Genomic DNA, 23350 nt, shown 5'->3' on the forward strand with positions numbered 1-23350 from the left:
ATAAAGTTAATTTTGGTTATTTTGAAGGGTATATAAGTTATAATAATAACCCTTTTGGGAAAGCAGTTCCTCGTGGTTACCACGTTCAATAATCTTACCATCATTTAGAACAATAATCTGGTCAGCATCGACGATAGTTGATAAACGGTGAGCAATCGCTAAAGTTGTTCTTCCCTTTCGTAAGCTCTTCAATCCCTGTTGAATCAAGGTTTCTGTTTCGGTATCAACATTTGCAGTAGCTTCATCTAAAACCAAGATTTTAGGATCAGTTACTAAAGTTCGTGCAAAAGAAATCAATTGTCGTTGCCCTTGACTAAATTCGCTGCCATTCTCGCCAACCTTAGCGTGATATTTGCCAGGCAATTTTTCAATAAAACTGTCAGCCTGGACAGTTTTTGCGGCAGCCTTAATTTCGTCATCAGTAATGTTTTGATTATACAGCCTAATATTAGAATTAATATCACCATAAAACATGAATGGTTCTTGTAAAACTAGACCTAATTTTTGCCGTAATTCCTTTTTCGGGTACTTCTTAATATCTACGCCGTCAATTAAAACTTCACCCTGGTAGAATTCATAAAAGCGCATCATAACATTAATGATTGAACTTTTACCGGAACCTGTATGACCTACGATTCCAAGAGTTTCTCCTGAATTAACGGTAAAGGAAATATCGTGTAAAATTTCATTTTTTCCATCGTAGGAAAAGCTTACGTGCTTAAATTCAATTTTCCCTTGTGTGATTGTTAATCCCGGTTGTTCTTGCTGCTTAGGTTCATAATCAGTATTATCTAAAATTCGAAAAATTCTCTTACCAGCAACTATTCCGTCTTGGAAAAAGGTCATCTGATCCATCATGTTTGCAATCGGATTAAAAAACTGTGAGATATATTGTGAAAAAGCGTACACAACACCCGCAGGCACAAAAGTCTGGCGTAGTGGAAAGCCAAAGTACATTAAAGTTAAAGCAAGTGCAAGAGAATAGAGCAAACTAGTTAAGGGCGAAAGTAAAAGCGAATTAAGATTGATCATGTTAAAACGGGTTTTCATTAGTGCCGTGTTTTCACTTTCAAAATGGCCAGTCATTCGTTTTTCTTGCTTGAATTGCTGAATCAGAGAAACACCTTCAATTGATTCATTTAAATTAGTGTTTATCCGGCTTAACCGCTCACGGTAACTACGATAGAGTTTGGAACTTCTTTTAGAATATTGCCAAATAATAAGTAATAAAATTGGCAAAAAAGCCAGTACGATTAGTCCAGCTAAAAAATTAGTTGTAAACATTGCTACTAGCGCTGAAATAATCGAAAAGAAAGAGATAACGACACTAGATAGGACCGTTAAAAAATTGCTCAAAGTCATTGTATCATTTGTTACTCTTGACACAATTGAGCCTGCTGGCGTTTGGTCAAAATAACGCATTCCCAACTGATGGAGTTTTTGGTACAAAGCCGACCGTAGGCCCTCCAATGACTTTTCGGATCCAAGAGCAAAAAAGTATTCGTAGGTAAATTGTAGAATACCCTTAATTACTGAGCCAAAAGCATATAAAAAACCGGCAAATAAAATCACTTGTGTCGTAACATTGGCTTTGACTAAATAATTATCCAAGAAATACTGCAGACCATACGGTAACAGCATATTAATGACGCTGACAAGAAATGCACCCACACCAGCAATAATCATTTCATTTTTAAAGTGCATCACAAAACGAAGTAGTCGCTTGAAGATGCCAATTTGTTCCTTGACAGGTATTTCTTTGGACCAGACTGATCCATAATTATTTTGTTCTTCCAAGCTATTCACCTACCTTTTCTTCTAATTCTTGCCGTTGCCACATATCAGCGTACCAGCCATTTTCTGCTAATAATTGATCATGTGTGCCTCGTTCAACAATTCGTCCGTCTTTTAATACCAAAATCAAATCTGCTCCCATTACGGAAGTTAATCGGTGAGTTGCAATTAAGGTTGTTTTCCCTTTTCTCTCCTGCCGAAGTGATTTCAAAATAGCCATTTCTGTTCTGGCATCGACTGCTGATAGCGCATCGTCCAAAACCAAAATTTTACTTTGCTTTAAAAGCGCCCTAGCAATAGACATTCTTTGTTTTTGACCACCAGATAAGGAAACGCCATTTTCGCCAATTAGCGTATTATATCCGCCAGGCATTTGTAGAATATCATTGTGCAAATCACTCTTTTTCGCAGCAGAAATGACCGCACTTTCATCGGAATTTGCATCAGAAAAAGCAATATTTTTTTGAATACTAGTAGAAAAGAGGTAATTGTTTTGCGGCACGTAAGAAATTTGTCTTAATAGAACATTCAGAGGAATTTCCCGAATATCATGACCGTTTAAAGTGATTTTGCCATCATATTGATCAAATTCGCGCAGCAAAAGTTGAATGATGGTCGTTTTACCAGCACCAACTTTACCGACCAAGCCAAGAGTCTGACCCGTTTTCAAAGTGAAATCAATATTGTGCAAAACCGGAATTTGTGGTTCATCCGGATAAGCAAAGGATTTTACTTCATATTTTAAGTCGCCATCAATATCTTGGGCATGAATGCTTTGATCAGCATTTTGATCAGTAATTGCAGGCTTTTCATCCAGTAACTTTTCAACACGGTCGTAACTGGCACTACCACGTTCTAGAATATTAAATAAATAGCCAATTGCAAACATTGGCCAAACCATGTTCCCAATATACGCAATGAAAGAAACTAATTGGCCAATTGTAAGAGCCCGGTTACTAACCAATAACCCACCATAGATAATTGTAATTGTGTAAGTTAAACCGATTAGTAAAGTACCTAGTGGATCAAACAACGAATCCCACTTGAAAACACGTTTATTGATTTTGATCGTATTAGCAATCATATCATTGAATGCTTGCGTATCTTCTTTACCCTGACCAAAAGTTTTTAGGACCTTAATTCCTGAAACAGATTCTTGTGTTTTATTATTGAGGCGGGAAAAAGCAGCCTGTGATTCATCAAAGGCATCATATAATTGATCGCCCAACTTCCAAGCTCCCCAAGCTAAGAATGGTAAGGGAATTAAAGCAACTATCGTCAACCGCCAGTCAACAAAGATGATCATTGCAATCATGGTTGAAACACTCATTAATAAAGAATCGACCAAAGTCAAAACACCTTCACCAGCAACTTCTTGAATAGCTGAAACATCATTGGTTGCGTGCGCCATTAAATCACCTGTTCGGTGGCGTTGATAAAAAGTGCGATCCATTTCCATAAAATGCCGAAATAATTTCGAGCGCAACTGCAGTTCTAGTTCTGCCGCTCCACCCCATATTTGCCTGCGCCACAAGTAACGAAAGCCATATAATAGTAGTGCCGCGAAAATGATTGTCAAAATTAACAAGCCATATTCTTGCCAAGAAATATGTCCTTTATCGAGCTGATCAGCCATTAGTCCTAATATTCGCGGTGGAACCAAATTAATTACAGACGTTAAAGCCAAGAAGGTCACACCAATTAGGTACCGTTTTTTCTCCTTTTTAAAAAACCATCCAAGCTTAAAAAATATACCCATTTTTCACCTTTCTTTCCAAATAAAAAGGCGGAGAAATAATCCTCCGTCTTTATTTTCAATTCAGTAAGATTGACTATTTTTGATGCTTCATCATGTTCATCACCTGGTTAACCTTCTTAGCGGAAGGCTTTTGCCCCATTTGTGACATCATGGCAACGATCATATCCTCACTGATTGGTGGATTATCTTTAAAGTATTTCTTCATGTATGCTCTTGCACCATAAAAACCGCCAACAAGGCCAATTAATAATGCAACAATAATTAAAACAATCGCTAATCCTAATTTCATAAAATAATCACCTCAATTTGTCCAATAGATATATCTTACCGAAAATTTAAGTAAATTTAAAGACGTAAATTAGTCTTTTCGTAAACCTTTCTTCCGCTGAGCTTTCTTTGCTTTTTCAGAAGTAATTTCCTTGCCATTCTTATCAATTATGACAAGGTTTTCAACATCTTGCTTAAAACCGGCACGAAAGTTCTTGATAAATTCTTGATGAAGTTTTTCACGTTCTTTTTCTTCTTCATCAGACAAACCTTCTTTTTCTTTCTTATGATATAGTTCGTTTATCCGATTAATCATCTTTTTTTCATTGTCTTCTGTCATTTTTTGCACCTCTTTCGCACTTCTTAATAAAAAGAGTCTACCCTATTTCAGCTAAGAAAAAAAGTTTAATTTCTTAGAACGCTTGTTTGTATTATGACTTAATTTCTGTTAGAATATGTTTATCAACAAATAGACTATCATGGGAGCTAAAGATGACTAACAAACAAAGTTCAAAACAATTACAAATTTTACGTTATATCTATGACACAGTTGAAAAGCGCGGATTTCCGCCAACTGTGCGAGAAATCTGCCAAGGAGTTCAACTTTCTTCGACTTCGACTGTTCACGGTCATTTGTCACGGTTGGAACGCAAAGGCCTTATTGTTAAGGATGCCACCAAGCCGCGAGCATTGGAAATAACAGACGAAGGTAAGAAAGCCATTGGCGTTAAGCCAACTGAAATACCTGTTGTCGGTGTTGTTACTGCCGGTCAGCCAATTTTGGCGGTTGAAGATATCGAAGATTACTTCCCTCTTCCACCAGATTTAGAAAATGATGCTGGTGACCTGTTCATGCTACGTGTTCACGGAGAAAGTATGATTAATGCTGGTATTTTAAACGGTGACAATGTTATTGTTCGTAAACAAAGCTCAGCAACAAATGGTGAAATTGTTGTTGCCATGACAGATGAAAACGAAGCAACTGTTAAACGTTTTTATAAGGAAAAAGATCATTATCGTCTTCAACCTGAAAATGATAACATGGCACCGATTATTCTTAATAGTGTTCATATTTTAGGTAAAGTTGTTGGTCTTTACCGCAATAATATTAATTAGCTTAAAAAGTTTTTAGTCTGTTAGATCGTTTAATTAATAACTGTTCATTTACTTAATGAGCAGTTTTTTTAGTGCTTTTTTCAATGCCACTAAAGCTTTTTTTCTGTGACGCAGTTCTCTGATTGCAGCATCATTTTCTGCTATTTTTTCTTCGATTAGCCTAAGATTTTGCTCATGCTGCTTTTTTGTGCCACATGATTGGTCATGCAATTCTTTGATTGCGCAAATTTCTTTTAGTGAAAAACCCAATTCTTGTAAGTTTTTTATTTCCTGAAATGATTCTACTTCATTATCAGTAAACCAATAATTTTTTCCCTTTCGTATTGGCGTTAATAAACTTAATTCAAGATAAAACCTAACTGTATCCTTAGTAGTATTCATTTTAGTGATAAATTCTTTTAAATACATGTATATTCTCCTTGACGTTGGGTCAACCCCCTATAGTTAACTAGCGTTAGGAGGAAAGAAAATTGAAAATTTCAACTAATTTATTGACTATTATTTACGGAACAATAATGATAATTGCGGCCGTAGCTAGCATCCCCAAAATTCCTGTTTGGTTAATCTGCTTAAACGTTATCGCAAGCGCTTTCTTAATACTGACCTGCTTAATTGGTTACCATAAATATGCGCCAATTTGTTTATTTGCACTCTTACTCATTGCGTTAATTAATGGCTATTGCCTAAACGGAAAAATCAATTGGCTTCACTGGTTTATCAGACTGACCATAACTATTGCTTTAAGTTGGTTAAACTGGTGTTTCTAAAATAATGGCATTATTTAATTTACAAAAGAGATCTTCTGTTTGCTATTTAATTCCACTTCAATATATTTGTTACCATTTTTAACGTTAAGTCAAGTATAATCGCTTTCATAAAAAGAATCTGATGACTTTCCACATCAGCTATGCTTTTTCACTTCACAAAGTTTTTGGTGATTTTTAGCAATAAATACCGATATTACAATATTTTTATTTTACATTGTGAATTATTTAGATGTTTCACTTTGGTTTCACAGCACAACTTTTCACAAAGTAAAAACTACAATTGATCGAGTATGCTTGTTGCTAGTTCCAGTCCTTTACCATGCGCATCTTTACCCCAGCCACGTTCTTGATGATCCTCAATATCATTAAGTGAATCGGCAGTAAACAGAATTTGCGCAAAATAAGCTTGCCGAAATTGTGCACAAGCAGCCATTGCGGCACATTCCATTTCAACGCATGCAGCACCAAGTTTCTTAAATTGCTTGACCTTTCTAGCAGTTTCCCTGAAAAAACCATCAGTAGTCCAAGTCGTTACCTCTTTGACTTTAAAACCATTTTGCACCATCAAATTTTCAGTTTTAGTTAAAAAAGCTGAACGCAAATCAACGAAGTTGCCTGGCTCCATGTAATGAAAAGATGTTCCTTCATCACGAATGGCTTTGGTCGGAACCAAAAAATAATTTTCTGGCAGATCAACAAGTGTCCCTGCTGAACCGATTGCTAAAATCTGCTTGACACCATAGCTGATGAGCCAGTCTAGCATTTGAACCGCAGCAGGAGCGCCAAGTATTGCCTGACACAAAGTGATTTTTTCTTTGGGCATCTCCACCTCATAAATTAAGGTCACTTTACCAAAGCAATCGAAGTGACCCAGAACTCGGTGCGGATGCTGAGCTAAGAAGTCATCAATTGCTTCTTGCGTTAAAAAGGCAAAGAGCAATTTTGCATGAAAGTGATAATGCGTTTCATTTCTTTCATGATCTGGTTCTAAAACCGCACGCGGAGTTGAGTCAAAATCTAATAAAAATGGTTTGCTCATCAAATTACCTCAAAATTAAGATATTGATTAAAATGCTATCATAAAAAGCACAAAAAAAGAACCATCTCTTAAATGCGAGATGGTTCTTTTTTAACAGTGAATTAACGACGTTTTTCCGCAATTCTTGCAGATTTACCGTGACGTTCACGTAAGTAGTAAAGTTTAGCACGACGAACACGACCGTGACGTAATACTTCAACTTTAGCTACACGAGGGTCGTTAACTGGGAAGGTACGTTCAACACCAACACCAGAAGCAATCTTACGAACAGTGTATGTAGCAGCAATGCCTGCACCCTTACGCTTGATTACGACACCCTCAAACATCTGAATACGTTCATGACTACCTTCAACAACACGTACGTGAACACGAACTGTGTCACCAGCACGGAAGTCAGGAATATCATCACGTAATTGTTCTTTAGTCAATTCTTGAATTAATGGATCCATAATTTTTCTCCTTCTGCGGCATTCATCAACGTCCTATGCGCCAGCGGAACACCCATAACTATTAATGCAAAAAAATTGCACCTCAATCATCTTAGCAAAATAAAGTTATTAAATCAAGCTTCATCATCTTCATGCTTAATTTCTGCGAGCAATTTCTTTTCTTCATCACTTAAGTGGTAATCTGCTAATAAATCCGGGCGATATAATGCAGTAGCACGCAAAGATTCTTTCTTTCGCCATTCAGCAATTTTTTGGTGATTGCCAGAAGTTAATACTGCAGGAACTTTCATCCCCTCAAAATCTTCTGGCCTGGTATATTGCGGATATTCAAGCAGACCATGTGCAAAACTTTCTTCAATTGGTGAGGCAGCATTCCCTAAAATTCCTGGAAGCAAACGAACAGTAGCATCGATCATGCTCATTGTTGGCAACTCACCACCAGTTAAAACATAATCCCCAATCGAAACAGTCTCGTCTGCTAAGTCATAAATCCGCTGATCAAAACCTTCATAGTGACCACAAATAAAGGTCAAATTCTCTTCTTGGGACCAATTTTGCGCCATCTTTTGGTTAAAAGTTTTACCCTGTGGAGCTGTTATAATGACTTTGCCCTTATTTGCCAGAGAATCCAATGCCTTTTTGATTGGCATAATTTGTAAAACCATGCCTGCACCACCACCGTATGGCGTGTCATCAACGTGATGATGGACATCGCTTGTGAAATCTCGAAAATCTACTAAGTTAAGATCCCATTTTCCATCTTCCAGTCCACGTCCTAACATTGAAGTTGTTAATGGGGTAAACATATCAGGAAAAAGAGTTAAAACATTAATCTTCATCGCGTAAGCCCTCCAATAACTCAACATAAACTTTTTTATTGGCAATATCGACTTGCTTAACGACCTCATCAATATATGGAATTAAATATTCATTGCCCGAGTCTTCGGTTATTTCCCAGACATCGTTTGCACCAGGAGTTTCAATACCCGTAATTTTGCCTAGGTCTTGGTTGGTTTCGTTATCCAAGACTTGGCAACCCAAAATATCGCGGTAATAGTAGGCGCCAGCAGGTAATTCGTGTTGGTTTTCCTGACTAATTACGATTGTTTCTCCCTTTAATTTTTCGGCATCATCAATCGTACTAACTTCTTCAAACTGCAATAGCCAGAATTGTTTAAATGGTCGACTGCTTTTAACGGTTAGGACAAAATTAGGATTGTCTTTTAAAGAAAGTTCACTCCCCGGTGAAAAACGTTCTTCAGGAAAATCAGTAATTACTGTTACCTTAACTTCCCCATTTAGACCATGTGTGTTCAGTATGCGTGCGACATCGTAATATTGCATTTCTTCTCCTAAATTCAACAAAGAAAAAAGTTTGAAGCAAACTGCTTCAAACTTTTAAAGTAAACAAATCAATTATTTGTTAAATTTTGATTCATGCAGCTTCTTCATTAAGCCGGCACCAGAAAGAAGTGACCGAACAGTGTCTGAAGGTTGTGCACCCTTCTTTAACCATTCAAAGATTTTATCTTCATCAAGCTTCAATTCTTTTGGTTCTGAAACTGGGTTGTAGTAACCAACTTCTTCGATAAAACGACCATCACGAGGCATTCTTGAGTCTGCTACAACTATTCTGTAGAAAGGCTTTCTCTTGGCACCCATGCGGCGCATACGAATTTTAACTGACATATTAAATTCCTCCTAAAAACTTACGAATAATAATATAGCACTTTTCAAAATAGGTGTAAAGTGTTTTTCCTTAACAGATATTTTTTTAAGAATGATAACGCTTGACTTTCATTCTCTTCTTCTTGTTCTTCTTAAACTTTTTACCCATGCGGCGCATTGCAATCTTGCCCATTGGTGAATCCATTCCAGGAAGATTGCCCATGCCCTTTAGATTACCCTTTGTAATCTTGCTCATCATATCACGGGCTTGTTTGAATTGCTTAATCATTCGGTTAACTTCAACGATTGGTCGTCCAGAACCTGCAGCAATTCGCCGGCGCCGACTTGGGTTAAGCAATTCGGGATTTTCCCGTTCTGCTTCTGTCATTGAAGAAATGATTGCTTTGACGTAAACAATCTGTTTCTTATCAAAATTCATGTTCTTCAATTGCGGGTTATTGGCCATGCCTGGAATCATTTTAATTAACTGATCAAGCGGACCCATCTTTTCAACTTGTTCAAGCTGGTCTACGAAGTCATTAAAATCGAAGGTATTCTCCTTCATTTTCTCTGCAACTTCTTCAGCCTTTTTGGCATCGTAATCTTGCTGCGCCTTTTCAATTAAGGTCAGCATGTCTCCCATGCCTAAAATTCTTGAAGCCATCCGGTCAGGGTGGAATTGTTCCAGATCACTTAACTTTTCACCTTGACCAGTATAAATAATTGGCTTACCAGTGACAGCTCGAATTGATAAAGCTGCACCACCACGGGTATCACCATCAAGTTTAGTTAAAATTACCCCAGTAATATCTAGTCGACTATCAAAACCTTTAGCCACATCCGTAGCGGCTTGACCTGTCATGGCATCGACGACAAGCAAAATGTTGTCTGGTTGAGCAACCTTTTTAACTTGCTCAAGCTCTTCCATTAATGGTTCATCAATTTCTAGTCGACCAGCAGTATCGATAATTACATAATCATTTTTATTGTCATCAGCCTGCTTTAAGCCGTTTTCAACTATTTTGGCAACATTTTTTTCATCGTGTTCACTATAAACAGGAACATTTAACTGCTCACCAATTTGTTCAAGTTGATCAATTGCGGCGGGACGATAAATATCACCGGCAATTAGCAATGGACGAGCTTTATCCTTATCAATTAACCGCTTAGCTAATTTACCCACCGTAGTCGTCTTACCGGTACCCTGAAGACCAACCATCATAATGATCGTCGGAATATGCTTGGACTTGTTAAGAGTGGCTGCACTCTCACCCATCATCTTGGTCAGTTCATCGTTAACAATCTTAATTACTTGCTGACCAGGATTCAGGCTTTCCTGAACTTCTTTGCCCAGAGCCTCTTTCTTAATCTTTTTAATGAAGTCTTTGACAACTTTAAAATTAACATCGGCCTCTAACAATGCCAATCTAATTTCTCGGCTAGCAGTATTGATATCTTCTTCGGAAATTTTACCTTTGCCAGTTAGGTTGCGTAACGCTTTTTGAATTCGTTCACTTAAATTTTCAAAAGCCATGAATCATTCTCCCCTCATTTTACTTAATAATTGTTCTATTTGACTAAGCGCACATGCTGGTTGATTTTCTTTAATCGTTACAGAAATTTTAGTTAGTTTTTGTTCAATGTCATTATAATCTCTTTGCATATGCAATTTTTCTTCATAATTCGTCAAAAGCTTGCGGCAGCGCCGAAGGTTATCATAAACTGCCTGTCTTGATACCTGATGATTAAGGGCGATTTCTCCCAAGGATAGATCATTATAATAGTAGTCTTCGAAATAGTCTTGCTGATTTTTGGTTAGCAATTTTCCGTAATAGGCATATAAATCACCTAATATTTCATTTTTTACGAGTTCATCCATTACTTTCACCTTGAACCAGTATAGCAAAAATACGGGTAATTGACGATCGAGAAAGCTAATATTGTCTGAAAATCTCCTACTGCGAAACTTGCTTTTTGATATTAATGCCTGTATTATTACGAATGTTTATTTCACATAGAAATATAGTAGAATAATTACAAAATTATTTGATAGGACTTAACTTTTTTAAAAACAACTATCATAATAGATAAGTAATATTAAAATCAATTTTAAAGCGATCCAAAGTAGTTTGATTATCAACTAGCAGCTTTGCTTGAACAACTAGCTGAACTTGGATCATTTTAAGTCCTCTGATTTCGGAAAAAATAATAAGGAGATTTTAACGTGAATTTATGGAAAAAAATGAATCGAAAAGAAAATCCTAGTATTTATCAAGAAAAAGACGGACATTTAGTTCGAACATTAAAAGTACGGGATTTCTTAGCACTTGGTGTTGGGACCATTGTCTCTACGTCGATTTTCACTTTACCAGGTGAAGTGGCAGCTTTACATACGGGCCCAGCTGTAGCAATTTCCTGTGTGATTGCCTCAATCGTCGCTGGACTTGTTGCCTTTGCCTACGCTGAAATGGCAGCAGCGATGCCATTTGCAGGTTCAGTTTATTCCTGGATCAATGTTATTTTTGGCGAATTTTGGGGTTGGTTCTCAGGTTGGGCTTTATTAGCGGAATACCTAATCGGTATGGCTTTTGTTGCTTCTGGATTATCAGCTAACTTTCGTGCCTTAATTTCTCCCCTAGGTTGGCGCCTGCCGAATGCTTTAGTCAATCCTCTTGGAGTTAACGGCGGAGTCTTAGATTTAGTTGCCCTAATCGCTATTTTTTTGTGTGCTATTTTAGTAAGCTTCGGCGTTTCAAAAGCCTCCAAAGTAGAAAACTTTTTAGTGATAATTAAAGTCTTGGCAATTATTTTGTTTGTTGTGGTTGGTTTAACTGCAATTAAAAAAGCCAATTTTCTACCTTTTGTGCCGCAATACCGGGCAACAAGCCATGGTCCTTTCGGTGGTTGGCAAGGTATCTACGCTGGTGTCTCAATGATTTATATTTCTTTTTTAGGCTTTGACACAATTGCTTCAAATTCAGCTGAAGCCGTTAATCCGCAAAAAACAATGCCACGAGGTATTATTGGTTCATTATTAATTGCTGTCGTTTTATTTGTTGCAGTTAGCCTCGTATTGGTTGGAATGGTACCATATCACCAATACCTTAATTCAGCCGAGCCCGTTGGTTACGCTTTGCGGCATACTGGACATGGCGTAATTGCTGTAATCGTTCAATCTGTCGCCGTTTTAGGGATGTTTACGGCATTAATTGGTTTATGCATGGCCAGCTCACGCTTAGTGTATTCTTTTGGCCGAGATGGGATGTTACCTAAAAAATTAGGAAAATTAAATAGTGATCATCGTCCTGCCAATTCACTCTGGACAGTTGCAATCGTAGCTATTATCATTTCTGCCTTTATTCCTTTTTCATTTTTAACACAACTAGTTTCCGCAGGTACTCTGATTGCTTTCATGTTTGTTTCAATTGGAATTTATCGTCTGCGTCCTAGAGAAGGTCATGATATTGTGGATCCTGCATTTAAGATGCCTCTTTATCCCGTCCTACCGTTCCTAGCCTTTTTAGGTTCTTTCGCAGTTTTCTGGGGATTAGATTTACAAGCCAAAAAGTATATGCTCTTCTGGTCAATCATCGGGATACTAATTTATTGCTTTTACGGTATCAGACATTCCAACATTAATAATAGAAAATAAAAAAGCCTCTCGCTAACTAAATGATCCGTACCGTGTCAAGTAGACGGTCGAAATATTAGCGGGAGGTTTTTTACTTACCACACATTTTTGACCTATTCTTCCAGCAAGAAGCTTTTAGGAATCTTCTGACCAAAATGCAGCAATTTCTGATACCAATAAAAAGAATCTTTAATAAAGCGACGATTGGTTCCTTTACCTTCATCGTCTAAATCAACATAGATTAAACCATATCGTTTAGACATTTGTGTCGTAGACGCTGATACCATATCTGTTGTCCCCCAAATTAAGTAGCCAATTAACTCAATTCCATCATTTGCCAAAGATATTAACATTTCTCTGATATGTTCCTTTAAAAAGGCAATGCGATAATCATCATGAACACGGCCGTCAGGAGTCAAGTGATCCGTAGCACCAAGACCATTTTCGACAATAAAAAGAGGTTTTTGATAACGATCATACAAATTTATCAATGTTAGTCGTAACCCAATCGGATCGATTTGCCAGCCCCATTCGTTTTCGGGCAAGTATTTATTGTAAACTCCAGTTGTCCGATTAGCTTTAGTCACCTGCAAGTTTGAAGTATCATAGGCCGCACAAACTGAGGAATAATAAGAAAAAGCAACAAAATCAGCTGTGTTCTGGCTCAATAACTTTAATTCATCCTGCGTCATTTTGATGTTGAGTCCCAAGTTTTTAATTTTATTGAACAAGGCGTTAGGATACTTTCCCCTAATTTGAACATCACTAAAAAGATAACTCTCACGCATAATTTCTGTTGCTGCTAACGCATTTCGCGGATCACTGTTATAAGGATAAACCATTGTACTGGTGATCATCCCACCGACTTGTAAATCAGAATAGTTTTGATGAATGTATTTCGTTATCTTAGCAGAGGCAACGAACTGGTAATGCATTGCCTGGTAGATTACTTCTTGAAAATTTTTGTTAGGAAAACGATCCTTGACTAATCCAGCTGAAGAATATGGGTGTCTGATAATGCTATCAATTTCATTTATTGGTATCCAATATTTTACTTGGTTATGATACCGATCGATAACAGTCTTAGCAAACCGATAAAAATAATCAATTAACTTTGGATCATACCAAGCATCATAGTTCATTACTAAATTAAGTGGCATCTCGTAATGGGATAACGTAATAATAGGCTGAATTCTGACTTCATGCATTTTGCGAAAAAGACGGTCATAAAATTCTAAACCTTGTTTATTAGGGTTAGTATCATCCCCATTAGGAAAAATTCTACTCCAAGCAATTGAAGTTCTAATTGCCTTAATTCCAGTTTGTGCTAGCAGTTCAAGATCTTTTTCATAGTAATGATAAAAATCTACACCATGTCTTTTGCCCCATTTTCTGGAGCTTTGATCTTTGATAGCGGTCAAAATTTTTTGAGTAGTCATATCGTTAACTTTTTGGTAATCAGTCACATCTATTTGTGGTTGATATTGCTCACAATCAGCAATCGACATGCCTTTCCCATCTTCATTCCATGCGCCTTCTACTTGGTTAGCCGAAGTAGCGGCTCCCCATAGAAACCCTTTTGGTAGGTAAAAATATTCCATAATTACTCCCTATGCTAAAACTAAAACAGGATCATCTATTGTAACTTTCTTTGCTTCATCTGAAGTAGTTTGTACAGGTAAAACTTGCAAAAAATCCTGGGTGTTAGTGATAATCATCATGATTGTTGGATCATAGCCAGCTTCCTTAATCTTATCTAGGTCAAACTCAATTAGTTCCTGACCTGCTGTAACTTTTTGTCCTTTTTCAACTAGCTGCCTAAATCCCTGACCCTTTAATTCAATCGTATCAATACCAATATGGAGTAAAATATCAGCGTTATTATCGAGGTGAAGGCCAATAGCATGCCCGGTTTTAAAAGTTGCTGTCACAATACCATTGCCAGGTGCATAAAGCCTTCCGCTGGCGGGAATAATCGCTATACCTTGTCCCATTACGCCACTAGCAAAAGTGGTATCATCAACCTTCGAAAGATCCTCAATTCGACCATATGCCGGTGCATTGAGAGCATGCTCTGATGACTTATTTACAGCATCATTTTGCTTTTCTTGCGACTTTGTTTTTTCATCTGCTGGATCATCAAAGCCAATGAGCCAAGTAGCAATGAAGGTAACAATCGTGGCAACAATCATAACAATAATAGCCTGAATAACAAAGTTTTCTGTCTTTGAAACCCACATAGGTAAACTCAAAATCGCAGGCGTCACATAAATATAGGCTTTAAGTTTGAGAAAGCTAGCCACTAAGCCAGCAACAGCACCACCAATCATTGCTCCGTACATTGGCTTCTTAAGTTTTAAATTAACCCCAAATAATGCCGGTTCGGTGATACCACCCAAAAAGGCTGTTGCACTTGAAGACAAAGCCAGTGATTTTAATTTTTGATCTTTACTTTTAAGTCCGACAGCTAAAGCTGCAGAAGCTTGAGAAATATTAGAGCAAAGAGCTACAACACGAATTATCGGATCAAATCCTTGTTCCGCAACGAGTTGAATACTAATCGGAGATAGTGCCTTATGAATCCCTACTGAAACTAACCAAGGATAAGCCGCAGCTAGGATAGGAATAGCAATGAATCCTGCGTGATGGAAAAGCCACATTGAAATAAACGCGATTCCCTGAGAAATCCAATTAGACAGCGGCCCAATAATTAAGAAAACTAACGGTGCAGTTATAAGCATTGTTAGCATTGGCTCCATAAAAACTTTAATCATTCCTGGAGTAATTTTCTTAACCCACTGATAAATATAGGACATAATCCAAACGGACAGAATTGCTGTGATTAAAGTTGATGAATACTGGATTAAGGGAACTTGTATTCCAAAAAACTTAAATGGTTTATTCGCAGTGACGATTTGTACCCAGTTAGGATTAACAGTTACCAGGCCAATAAAAGCACCTAACATACTATCCGTATTAAAAATTTTTGCTGCCGAAAAGCCAACATAAGCGGGAATAAAATAATAGCCAGTATCAAAGATTAGGTTTAGCAGCTGATAAGTTTGGCTTTTATCTGATAAAACATTTGTGATCGTTAGAATGAGCAATAAGACTTTCCCCATCCCGGCTCCTGCCAATAAAGGAATGGCAGGCGCAATAGATCCAGTAATCGCACCAATAATTTTATCAAATAGATGCCCTCCAGTTTGCTTGGTACCCTCAGCTGGCTTAAATTTAATCATTGATATTAGCTCATTATAAACTTCGTCAACATTGTTACCGATTACTAGCTGATATTGACCGCCCTTCTTGACCACTTGTAAAATGCCCGATATTGATTCGGCTTTTTGATCATCAGCTTTATTTTCATCTTTTAAAACAAAGCGCAGCCGAGTCGCACAATGAACGACTGACTGAATATTATCTTCTCCTCCGATTGCTTGCAAGATCTGCTGAATCATTGCCTGATATTTCATTTTTGATTCCTCGTTTCTGTAGTTATTTTATTAATATGAATGGCTAAATACATAACTTCTTCATTACTCAGGTTATATGAGTAATTTTGGTGAATAAATTTTTTAATTTCTAGTGCGCATTCGTAAGCTGCAACATCACTATTTTTGATAACTGCCAAAATTTCTTTACTTAAATCGCCAAAGCCATGGCTTTTTTGCCCATACATCATGTATTTCCAGAAAAATTTTAGGTGTAAAACAAAACGGTTATAGCTCAGAGATTGACAATCAAGGTCTAAGTCAAAATAGAAACGGACTAGTTTGGTAATTTCCTTAATGAAATTAACCGATTGACGAAAATCATTGATATCATTGCCTAACTCCCCACTAATAATATGGACCGCAATAAAACCTGCCTCATCCTCTGGAAATTTTAACTTAAATTGATCATTTAAGAGCTTCAAAGCCCAAAGCCCATAATGATATTCCTTGGGATAATAATTTTGAATTTCCCATAAAAAATTATTATTCAAATATAGCCCCTTCTTCCCCCTCTCAACACTGGTGGCCAAGTGATCCGTCAAAGTTAGATAAACACTATCGGCTAATTCAATGTTTTCTTCTTTTTTTAAGCGATCAACAATTTTCTGGGCTATTTGGAAAAAGATTGGCTCAGTTTCATGAATTGTTTGTAATAAAAGCTTTTTCTCTTGGTTATTAAAAGCCGTAAAAACTTTATAAATTTTTGTTCGATCAATTTCATCTCCTATCTTTTTGCCATAGGCAATTCCCTTACCCAAAACGATCATTTCCGCTCCTTCTTTATTATTAACGATGACACTGCCGTTATTGAGTATTTTCCTAATCCTCATTCCTACTCCTTTTAAAAACAAAAAGGCCCACCTATCCCATATTTGGGGATAAGCGAGCCTTGCACCGTCTTAGCGGTTAACAATTTCACTTTTTTCACTTGTCTTAATCATAATAACGCTTACAGCTATCTAAAGCAAGGTAATTTGCTAGATTTGCCGAGTAAAAAACTTGTATTTCACAATCTGTGTCATACAAGTTTCTTCTAAAGATTATAAATTAGCATCCATGTTAAAAGTTAATTTTGACATGTTAATAGAATCAATCATCATTTGTGCCCATAATTTTTCTGAACGCTTACGAGTATAAGCAACTGTTTCTTGGTTCGCCTTTGTTAAGTATTCAGTTAAGGCAGCACCGGACTTATCGCCAGCACCATCAATTATTTCGTGTACACGACGCCTGAAATATTGATTCAATTCATTTAAATAATCAGTATCCAACTGAACAAATTGTGGATAATGGCTTTCAACTAGTGCAGCAAGAGATTTGTAATACCACCATGCATCATTCATGTTATAGTCCATTGATGTATTGTTATAGGAAGGATCAGTATCACTCATATTTGCAAAGAATGGTACAAATGGCGTAAAAGTAGGTCCACCAATACATAGCCACATGATAGCTGCCTTATCAGCAGCAACATCATTTCTAATTTGTAAAATATGCGCATTTTGGGTCCGATTTAAACCAATTGGACGGAAACGGTGCTTTTCTTCTTCTGTTCCCTTACCAAAAGGATCAAACGGAGTATTTTGATAATGGCTTCCTAAGACAAATTCGATATCTTCACGGGTAATTTTCTTAGCAGCCTGGCGAATAAATGGCAAATCACCATCAGTTGGTTCTTGTTCAATTTCAGGATTAAAATACTTTTGCCCATACCATACACGATTAGTGTTGTAATAACGATCTTGTTGACTGTAAGTACCAAAAATATGACGGAAATTCCAACCTTCATGGTCAACATTTAGGTGGTGATCAGCAACAAATTCTCGTATACCGTCACTCCACATGAAGTTATCTGAATCAGTGAAGTCAACCTGCTCAATTGAAACCCGATTAGCCGCAACAGCGTATGCATCATCTGGGATACGCTGTGCAACCCAATGATGACCAGTTACAATTTCCATGTACCAAATTTCATCTTTGTCACCGAATAAAACAGAGTTGCCCGCAGGTGATCCGTATTTGGCAATTAATTTGCCTAAAAATTGGACACCGTCTTTGGCCGAATGAATGTATGGTAAAACAACCGACTGCATACAATCTTCATCTAAACCATCCTTCACCAAGGGATCATAGGCCAAAGCACGTTCATTACCATAGGTTGATTCCGTACAAGACATTGCAACATTATCTTGGTTAATACCACTTTCATCGTAATAACCCCGGTGCTTGTAATCAACATTAGGTACTGCAGGCACACGTTGTGCATCTTCTGGAAGATCCATTTCAAACTTATTAAGCCATGATTTTATCTTCCGCCCCTTTTCGCCTTTTGCCTCTGGGTGAATAATAAATTTTTGCGGGGTAATTGGTCGAAAAGTATCGTCATTTCGAGCAATCATCGTTGAACCGTCAACGGATGCTTTTTTCCCAACCAAAATAGTTGTACATGCGCTATATTCTTTCATTAATAAACTCCTTTTGTTTTTTCTTTATCTTAAACCAAATCATGGAAAAGACCAACTGCATAATCAGCCGCGTCAAAATCGGCTAAGTCGCTAGCTTTTTCGCCTAAGCCAACCAATTTTACCGGTAATTTCATTTCATTTCTAATTGCTAAAACAACACCACCCTTTGAAGAGCCGTCTAACTTGGTTAACACCAAGCCAGTCAATTTAGTCGTTTTATCAAAGTCCTTGGCCTGCAATAATGCATTTTGTCCAGTTGATCCATCTAAAACTAATAAAGTTTCGGTTGGTTCATCTGGCGCCTGCTTTTTGATTGTTCGCTCAATTTTTTCGAGTTCACTCATCAGATTCTTTTTGTTTTGAAGACGGCCGGCTGTATCAACCAACAAGTAATCTGCATGTTCCGCAATTGCTTTTGTTGTTGCATCAAAGACAACAGAGGCTGGATCGGCCTGCTCTTTTCCAGTAACTACTGGGACATCAACTCGTTTGCCCCATTCGACTAATTGTTCAACTGCTCCAGCCCTAAAGGTATCAGCTGCCGCTAACAAAACAGATTTTCCTTCATCTTTGAATCGTTTAGCCAATTTGCCGATCGTTGTTGTTTTACCAGCACCATTTACACCGACAAATAAATAAATATTTGTTTTACCGTCATCGTGAGAGCGCAATTTTTCATTAGCTGCATCCCCATTTTGATCGTAAAGTTCAACTAATTTTTCAACGATCACTTTTTTCAAATCATCACGTGACTTCGCTTTTTGCAATTTGGCTTCGTCTCTTAGTGCAGTCGTTAATTGTTCAGCCGTCTCGTAACCAACATCTGACTCTATTAACAGTTCTTCCAAATCGTCAAAGAAATCTTCATCAACTGTTCTAAATTGAGCAAAAAATTTATTTAAACGCGCTCCAAAGCCCTGGTTGGTCTTTTCTAGCCCTTTTTCATAAAGCTCAGTTTGGCTATCAGATTGATCAGTTTCTTCTTCAGCTTCATCTGCTTCAGACTTTGCCGTTACGTCACTTGAAGCGGTATCGTTGTCCTGAGACTGGTTTTCAGTTTCAACCGCAACCGGCTTTTGTCCATCCTCCTCTTCTGCCTTATTTGCAGCTGAACTTTTTGCTGAAATGTCGGACTGACTGTCAGCATCACTTTCATTTAGCTGACTATTTTCTTCTTCTTGCTCAGATTCAGACGGCTTTTCAGAATCGCTATCTGCCTGATCGTCATCTTGAGCCTCTTTGTCTTGGGATTCCTCTTCAGATTTTTTATTCTTTTCCTCTTCTTCATTGTCGCCAAACAATGATTTTTTTATTTTATCAAATAAACCCAATGTTAATTTACCTCATTTTTTAGTTCTTTTAATGAAACGGAAAGTACCTGCGATACACCAGACTCCTGCATCACAACGCCATATAATTGGTCAGCACGCTCCATCGTGCCCCGCCTGTGCGTGATTACAATAAATTGCGTATGCATATCGTAATCTTCTAAAAACTTAGCAAAACGCGTTACATTAGCATCATCAAGTGCGGCTTCGACTTCATCTAATACGCAAAATGGTACTGGTTTGTATTTCAGCATAGCAAATAATAATGTAATGGCAGTCAGTGCCCTTTCTCCTCCCGAAAGTAGGCTTAGTCGCTGCAATTTCTTGCCAGGCGGTTGCGCAATAATTTCGACACCCGTCGTTAACATATCATCTGGATTGGTTAAAACAAGTTTCGCATTCCCTCCGCCGAAGACTACAGGGAATAATTGCGTGAAACTCGCAGATACAGCGCTAAACGTGGCGTTAAACCTAGTAGAAACTTCTTGATCAAGTTCTGCCATTGATTCCCGCAAATTATCGCGCCCCTTGATTAAATCATTTTGCTGGTTGTTCAGAAAATCATATCTCTTCTTAACATCTTCATATTCTTCAATTGACTTAATATTTACCGGACCAATATCTTCAATTGACATTTTATGCAATTTGACACTTTTTTGCAGTCGCTGACGGGTTTCTTCATCATTTTCACAGTCGGCTTGGGCTAAAGCCGCCTCAAATGTCAACGAATAATCTTTACTTAGTTGATCCAAGCGCTGATCGATTTGACTAGTTAACTGTGCAATTTTGACGGAAAAGCTTTCTTGTTCTGCCGCGGCATCTTTACGTAAATCATAGTTCCGGCTAGCAACTTGGTCTAGCTGCGTAATTTTAGCATCAGCCTTACCTAATTGGGAACTTAATTGACTTAACTGCGTTTGCAACTGCTCTTTTTTTACCGCTCCATTTTTTTGCTCTTCGTCCATTTGCTGCTTTTTTTGCTGATCAAGTTGGCCACTCTCATTGAGCGTCGCTAACTTTTTAGTTAAAGCAGTAATTTGTTTTTCATGCTGATTTAAATCACGTTTTTTATCTGACTGTTGCTTGCTCAGATTTTCTAGTTTATTAGTATAAACTGCAATTTGTGGATCAAGTTCAGCTAATTTTTCCTGAACCTTTTGATTTAGAGCGGTAAAGTTTTCGATTCGCTCCTGGATATTTTTAATTGCCGCTTTTTGTTGCTCAATTTGCTTAACAAAGCTAGCCTTTTGCTGCTCGGCTTTTGCAATCTTTTCCTTAAGCTCGACAACTTGTTCATCGCGTTCTTTTTTACGAACTTCAAATAACTGATTAGCTGCCTTTAAGCGGTTGACTTCTTTTTCTTGGTTTTGATAGGAAAGAACTGCCTCACCAAGTTCACGGCTATAATCCTGCCGCTTTTTTTGAGCTTCGGTAATTTTTTGGTTTAACGCATCACTTTCAGCAGCTAAGGCGGTAAAAGCAGTTTGATCTTCTGTTAACTGATTTTTTAATTGAACCCGGCTTTTTTGTAATTGATTAAGTTCAGTTACGGTTTGCAGTGGCGAATTATTTTTCTGGTTTCGCGTTCCCCCAGTCATTGAGCCTCCAGGCGAAATGACGTCACCATCTAACGTAACAATTCGGTAGCGAGCAATTCTCTGACGGATTTTCATGGCATTGTCAATTGTATCGACAATAATCGTACTGCCTAATAAATAATTGATAGCAGGCGTAATATCATAATCTGTGGCATTTTCTACTAACTGATTAGCAATTCCCTGAACGCCATCATAAGATTCGATAATTTTAACTGTTGAAGGCGGGATGGAATTTTCTCGTAAGCCATCAAGTGGTAAGAACGTTGCTCGACCAGAATGGCTACTTTTCAGTTGATTGATGGCATCACGGGCACTTTTCTTCGTGGTAGTAACTAAATCTTGCACACCGCCTCCAAGTGCAGTTGCCATTGCAGCTTCAAATTTAGCTGAAAAGGAGATTAACTCACCAATCGCACCGATCACGCCAGGATAGTTCGTTAAATTATTAAGAACATTTTTAACCCCATAATAATATCCTTCGTGCCGCTTACGAATGTTTTCTAAAGCTTCATAACGAGCATTTATCTGACTATAGCGCTGACTATTGGTATTGACAACTTGCCGCAAATCAGCTAATTTTTCCTGTTTTTCCGCTTGCTGGCTGGTTAATGCATTAACCTGGTCTTTTTTTGCTTGATGCTTTTCCTTCAGTTGTTTGCCAGTTTCACGCAATCTATCTAATTCTAAAGTTGCTTTTTGCAATTGAGCAGCAACATCATCATTTTGATATTCGTCGTTTTCAGCCGTCCGTTTTAGTTCAGATTTCAAATAAACAATTTCATTATTATTAGAAGTCTGATCTTGCAAAAGTTGGATATAATCGCTTCTTAAATCATCTAATTTTTGTGATAACTTAGTCGGATTTTCATCTAATTGGTTAGTTAATTCTGTCCGTTGGTCTTGCAAAAGCTTTTGTTCAGCAGCTAAACTTTGCTTATTTTCGCTTAATTCAGAACATTCATTTTGTAAGGTTACCACTTGCTTTTTTAAATCAACTAATTCAGATTCATATTCTTTTTTAGTAGCTTCACTATACTGTTTACTTTGCTCAGCTACTTGTAAACTGGTATTTATTTCGGAAAGTTTCTTTGTCAAAGCCAGCAATTCCTCTTGAATTTGCTCACGCTGCCCGCTAATTTCTTTGTATTCATCCCTTTTAGCAGCCACTGCAGCTTGCGATTCTTTGACTTCGCGATCAAGCTTTGACAAAAGAACTTGATTTTGCTCAGCTTTAGTTTGAACGGACTTTTTTTGAATATCCAAATCCTCAATTTCAAAGGCTAAAAGTGTTTTCAGCTCTTGATCCAAGCCATCTTTTTGAAATTGGTATTCCTTTGCAAGGGAACTTTGCTCATGTAAAGGTTCAATTCGCTGTTCAAGTTCTTTTACTAAATCATTAATCCGAACCAAGTTATCAGTTGTTTGCTCAAGTTGAACTCTCGCTTCTTCTTTTTGCTTTTTAAAATGTAAAATTCCCGCAGCCTCTTCAAATAACCCCCGGCGGTCTTCAGGGTGTGAATTCAAGATTTGATCAACCCGACCTTGAGAAATGATGGCTAAACTATCTTGCGAAATCCCTGAATCTAAGAAAAGCGCTCGAATATCTTTTTGTCTTACATTACGTTTATTAATCAGATATTCATTATCGCCTGAACGTAAGATACGCCTAGAGATGATAACTTGATCTTCATCAAAATTAAGTTCACGTTTATAATTATCAAAGATCATCGACACTTCGGCATGGCTAGCAGGCTTACGAAATTCACTTCCAGCAAAAATCACATCTTTCATATTCGAACCCCGGAGTGATTTTGCACTAGATTCACCCATTACCCAGCGAATAGCTTCCGTAATATTACTTTTACCACTACCATTTGGTCCAACAATGCCGGTAATTCCTGTATCAAATTTAATTCTAGTTTTTTCTGCAAAAGATTTAAAACCATCAATAATAAGTTCTGTTAACGGCAAG

21 protein-coding genes are annotated in these 23350 nt (G+C 37.5%); 3 read left to right on the plus strand and 18 right to left on the minus strand.

Annotated elements, in window-relative coordinates; all coding sequences use genetic code 11:
- Nucleotides 1-6 precede the first annotated feature (6 nt).
- The 4 genes from GYM71_RS05920 to GYM71_RS05935 form a co-directional block, all read right to left on the minus strand.
- Nucleotides 7-1806: an ABC transporter ATP-binding protein gene (locus tag GYM71_RS05920; RefSeq protein ID WP_220219800.1), complete on the minus strand. Its 1800-nt coding sequence runs from the start codon at nt 1804-1806 to the stop codon at nt 7-9.
- Nucleotides 1799-3553 (minus strand): ABC transporter ATP-binding protein, encoded by a 1755-nt coding sequence (locus GYM71_RS05925; RefSeq protein WP_220219801.1) that lies wholly within the window; start codon nt 3551-3553, stop codon nt 1799-1801. The genes GYM71_RS05920 and GYM71_RS05925 overlap by 8 nt, the downstream gene beginning before the upstream one ends.
- Nucleotides 3554-3626: 73 nt before the next feature.
- Nucleotides 3627-3842: a YneF family protein gene (locus GYM71_RS05930; protein WP_220219802.1), complete on the minus strand. Its 216-nt coding sequence runs from the start codon at nt 3840-3842 to the stop codon at nt 3627-3629.
- Between the two features lie 69 nt (nt 3843-3911).
- Nucleotides 3912-4160, minus strand: coding sequence for a DUF896 domain-containing protein (locus tag GYM71_RS05935; protein ID WP_103751772.1), 249 nt, complete (start codon nt 4158-4160; stop codon nt 3912-3914).
- 152 nt (nt 4161-4312) lie between these two features.
- Here GYM71_RS05935 and lexA point away from each other — a divergent pair, with 152 nt between their 5' ends.
- Nucleotides 4313-4936: a transcriptional repressor LexA gene (lexA, locus tag GYM71_RS05940; RefSeq protein ID WP_103751773.1), complete on the plus strand. Its 624-nt coding sequence runs from the start codon at nt 4313-4315 to the stop codon at nt 4934-4936.
- Nucleotides 4937-4984: 48 nt separating this feature from the next.
- Here lexA and GYM71_RS05945 read toward each other — a convergent pair whose 3' ends face one another.
- Nucleotides 4985-5344 (minus strand): MerR family transcriptional regulator, encoded by a 360-nt coding sequence (locus GYM71_RS05945; protein WP_220219803.1) that lies wholly within the window; start codon nt 5342-5344, stop codon nt 4985-4987.
- Between the two features lie 62 nt (nt 5345-5406).
- Here GYM71_RS05945 and GYM71_RS05950 point away from each other — a divergent pair, with 62 nt between their 5' ends.
- A complete protein-coding gene (locus GYM71_RS05950) occupies nt 5407-5703 on the plus strand; it encodes a hypothetical protein (RefSeq protein ID WP_220219804.1) in 297 nt (98 codons plus the stop codon).
- A 274-nt stretch (nt 5704-5977) separates the two neighbouring features.
- Here the strand turns inward: GYM71_RS05950 and GYM71_RS05955 are convergent, their stop codons facing one another.
- The 7 genes from GYM71_RS05955 to ylxM all read right to left on the minus strand — a co-directional run bounded on the left by GYM71_RS05955 (nt 5978) and on the right by ylxM (nt 10738).
- Nucleotides 5978-6745, minus strand: coding sequence for a nucleoside phosphorylase (locus GYM71_RS05955; RefSeq protein ID WP_220219805.1), 768 nt, complete (start codon nt 6743-6745; stop codon nt 5978-5980).
- A 98-nt stretch (nt 6746-6843) separates the two neighbouring features.
- Complete coding sequence (gene rplS, locus GYM71_RS05960; RefSeq protein ID WP_103751777.1) at nt 6844-7191, minus strand: 50S ribosomal protein L19; 348 nt, start codon at nt 7189-7191, stop codon at nt 6844-6846.
- A 113-nt stretch (nt 7192-7304) separates the two neighbouring features.
- Complete coding sequence (gene trmD / locus GYM71_RS05965) at nt 7305-8030, minus strand: tRNA (guanosine(37)-N1)-methyltransferase TrmD (protein WP_220219806.1); 726 nt, start codon at nt 8028-8030, stop codon at nt 7305-7307.
- On the minus strand, nt 8020-8535 hold the full coding sequence (gene rimM, locus GYM71_RS05970) for a ribosome maturation factor RimM (RefSeq protein WP_103751779.1): 516 nt from the start codon (nt 8533-8535) through the stop codon (nt 8020-8022). The genes trmD and rimM overlap by 11 nt, the downstream gene beginning before the upstream one ends.
- Before the next feature lie 72 nt (nt 8536-8607).
- On the minus strand, nt 8608-8880 hold the full coding sequence (rpsP, locus tag GYM71_RS05975; protein WP_103751780.1) for a 30S ribosomal protein S16: 273 nt from the start codon (nt 8878-8880) through the stop codon (nt 8608-8610).
- Between the two features lie 85 nt (nt 8881-8965).
- Nucleotides 8966-10393 (minus strand): signal recognition particle protein, encoded by a 1428-nt coding sequence (ffh, locus tag GYM71_RS05980; protein WP_220219807.1) that lies wholly within the window; start codon nt 10391-10393, stop codon nt 8966-8968.
- A gap of 3 nt (nt 10394-10396) precedes the next feature.
- On the minus strand, nt 10397-10738 hold the full coding sequence (ylxM, locus tag GYM71_RS05985; protein ID WP_220219808.1) for a YlxM family DNA-binding protein: 342 nt from the start codon (nt 10736-10738) through the stop codon (nt 10397-10399).
- A 345-nt stretch (nt 10739-11083) separates the two neighbouring features.
- On the opposite strand from ylxM, the gene GYM71_RS05990 reads away from it, so the two are divergent.
- Complete coding sequence (locus GYM71_RS05990) at nt 11084-12511, plus strand: APC family permease (RefSeq protein WP_220219809.1); 1428 nt, start codon at nt 11084-11086, stop codon at nt 12509-12511.
- Nucleotides 12512-12603: 92 nt separating this feature from the next.
- On the opposite strand, the gene GYM71_RS05995 is transcribed toward GYM71_RS05990, so the two are convergent.
- The 6 genes from GYM71_RS05995 to smc form a co-directional block, all read right to left on the minus strand.
- On the minus strand, nt 12604-14091 hold the full coding sequence (locus tag GYM71_RS05995) for a glycoside hydrolase family 1 protein (protein ID WP_220219810.1): 1488 nt from the start codon (nt 14089-14091) through the stop codon (nt 12604-12606).
- A 9-nt stretch (nt 14092-14100) separates the two neighbouring features.
- Entirely contained in the window at nt 14101-15966 is a 1866-nt protein-coding gene (locus GYM71_RS06000) for a PTS beta-glucoside transporter subunit IIBCA (protein ID WP_220219811.1), read from the minus strand.
- The gene (locus tag GYM71_RS06005) at nt 15963-16817 is read right to left on the minus strand and encodes a PRD domain-containing protein (RefSeq protein WP_220219812.1); all 855 of its coding nucleotides are present in this window, start codon (nt 16815-16817) and stop codon (nt 15963-15965) included. The genes GYM71_RS06000 and GYM71_RS06005 overlap by 4 nt, the downstream gene beginning before the upstream one ends.
- A gap of 210 nt (nt 16818-17027) precedes the next feature.
- Nucleotides 17028-18452, minus strand: coding sequence for a C69 family dipeptidase (locus GYM71_RS06010; protein ID WP_220219813.1), 1425 nt, complete (start codon nt 18450-18452; stop codon nt 17028-17030).
- Between the two features lie 29 nt (nt 18453-18481).
- The gene (gene ftsY, locus GYM71_RS06015) at nt 18482-19783 is read right to left on the minus strand and encodes a signal recognition particle-docking protein FtsY (RefSeq protein WP_220219814.1); all 1302 of its coding nucleotides are present in this window, start codon (nt 19781-19783) and stop codon (nt 18482-18484) included.
- Between the two features lie 2 nt (nt 19784-19785).
- A complete protein-coding gene (gene smc / locus GYM71_RS06020) occupies nt 19786-23349 on the minus strand; it encodes a chromosome segregation protein SMC (RefSeq protein WP_220219815.1) in 3564 nt (1187 codons plus the stop codon).
- Between the last annotated feature and the right edge of the window lies 1 nt (nt 23350).

Source organism: Lactobacillus panisapium (assembly GCF_019469265.1).
Taxonomy (GTDB): Bacteria; Bacillota; Bacilli; order Lactobacillales; family Lactobacillaceae; genus Lactobacillus; species Lactobacillus panisapium.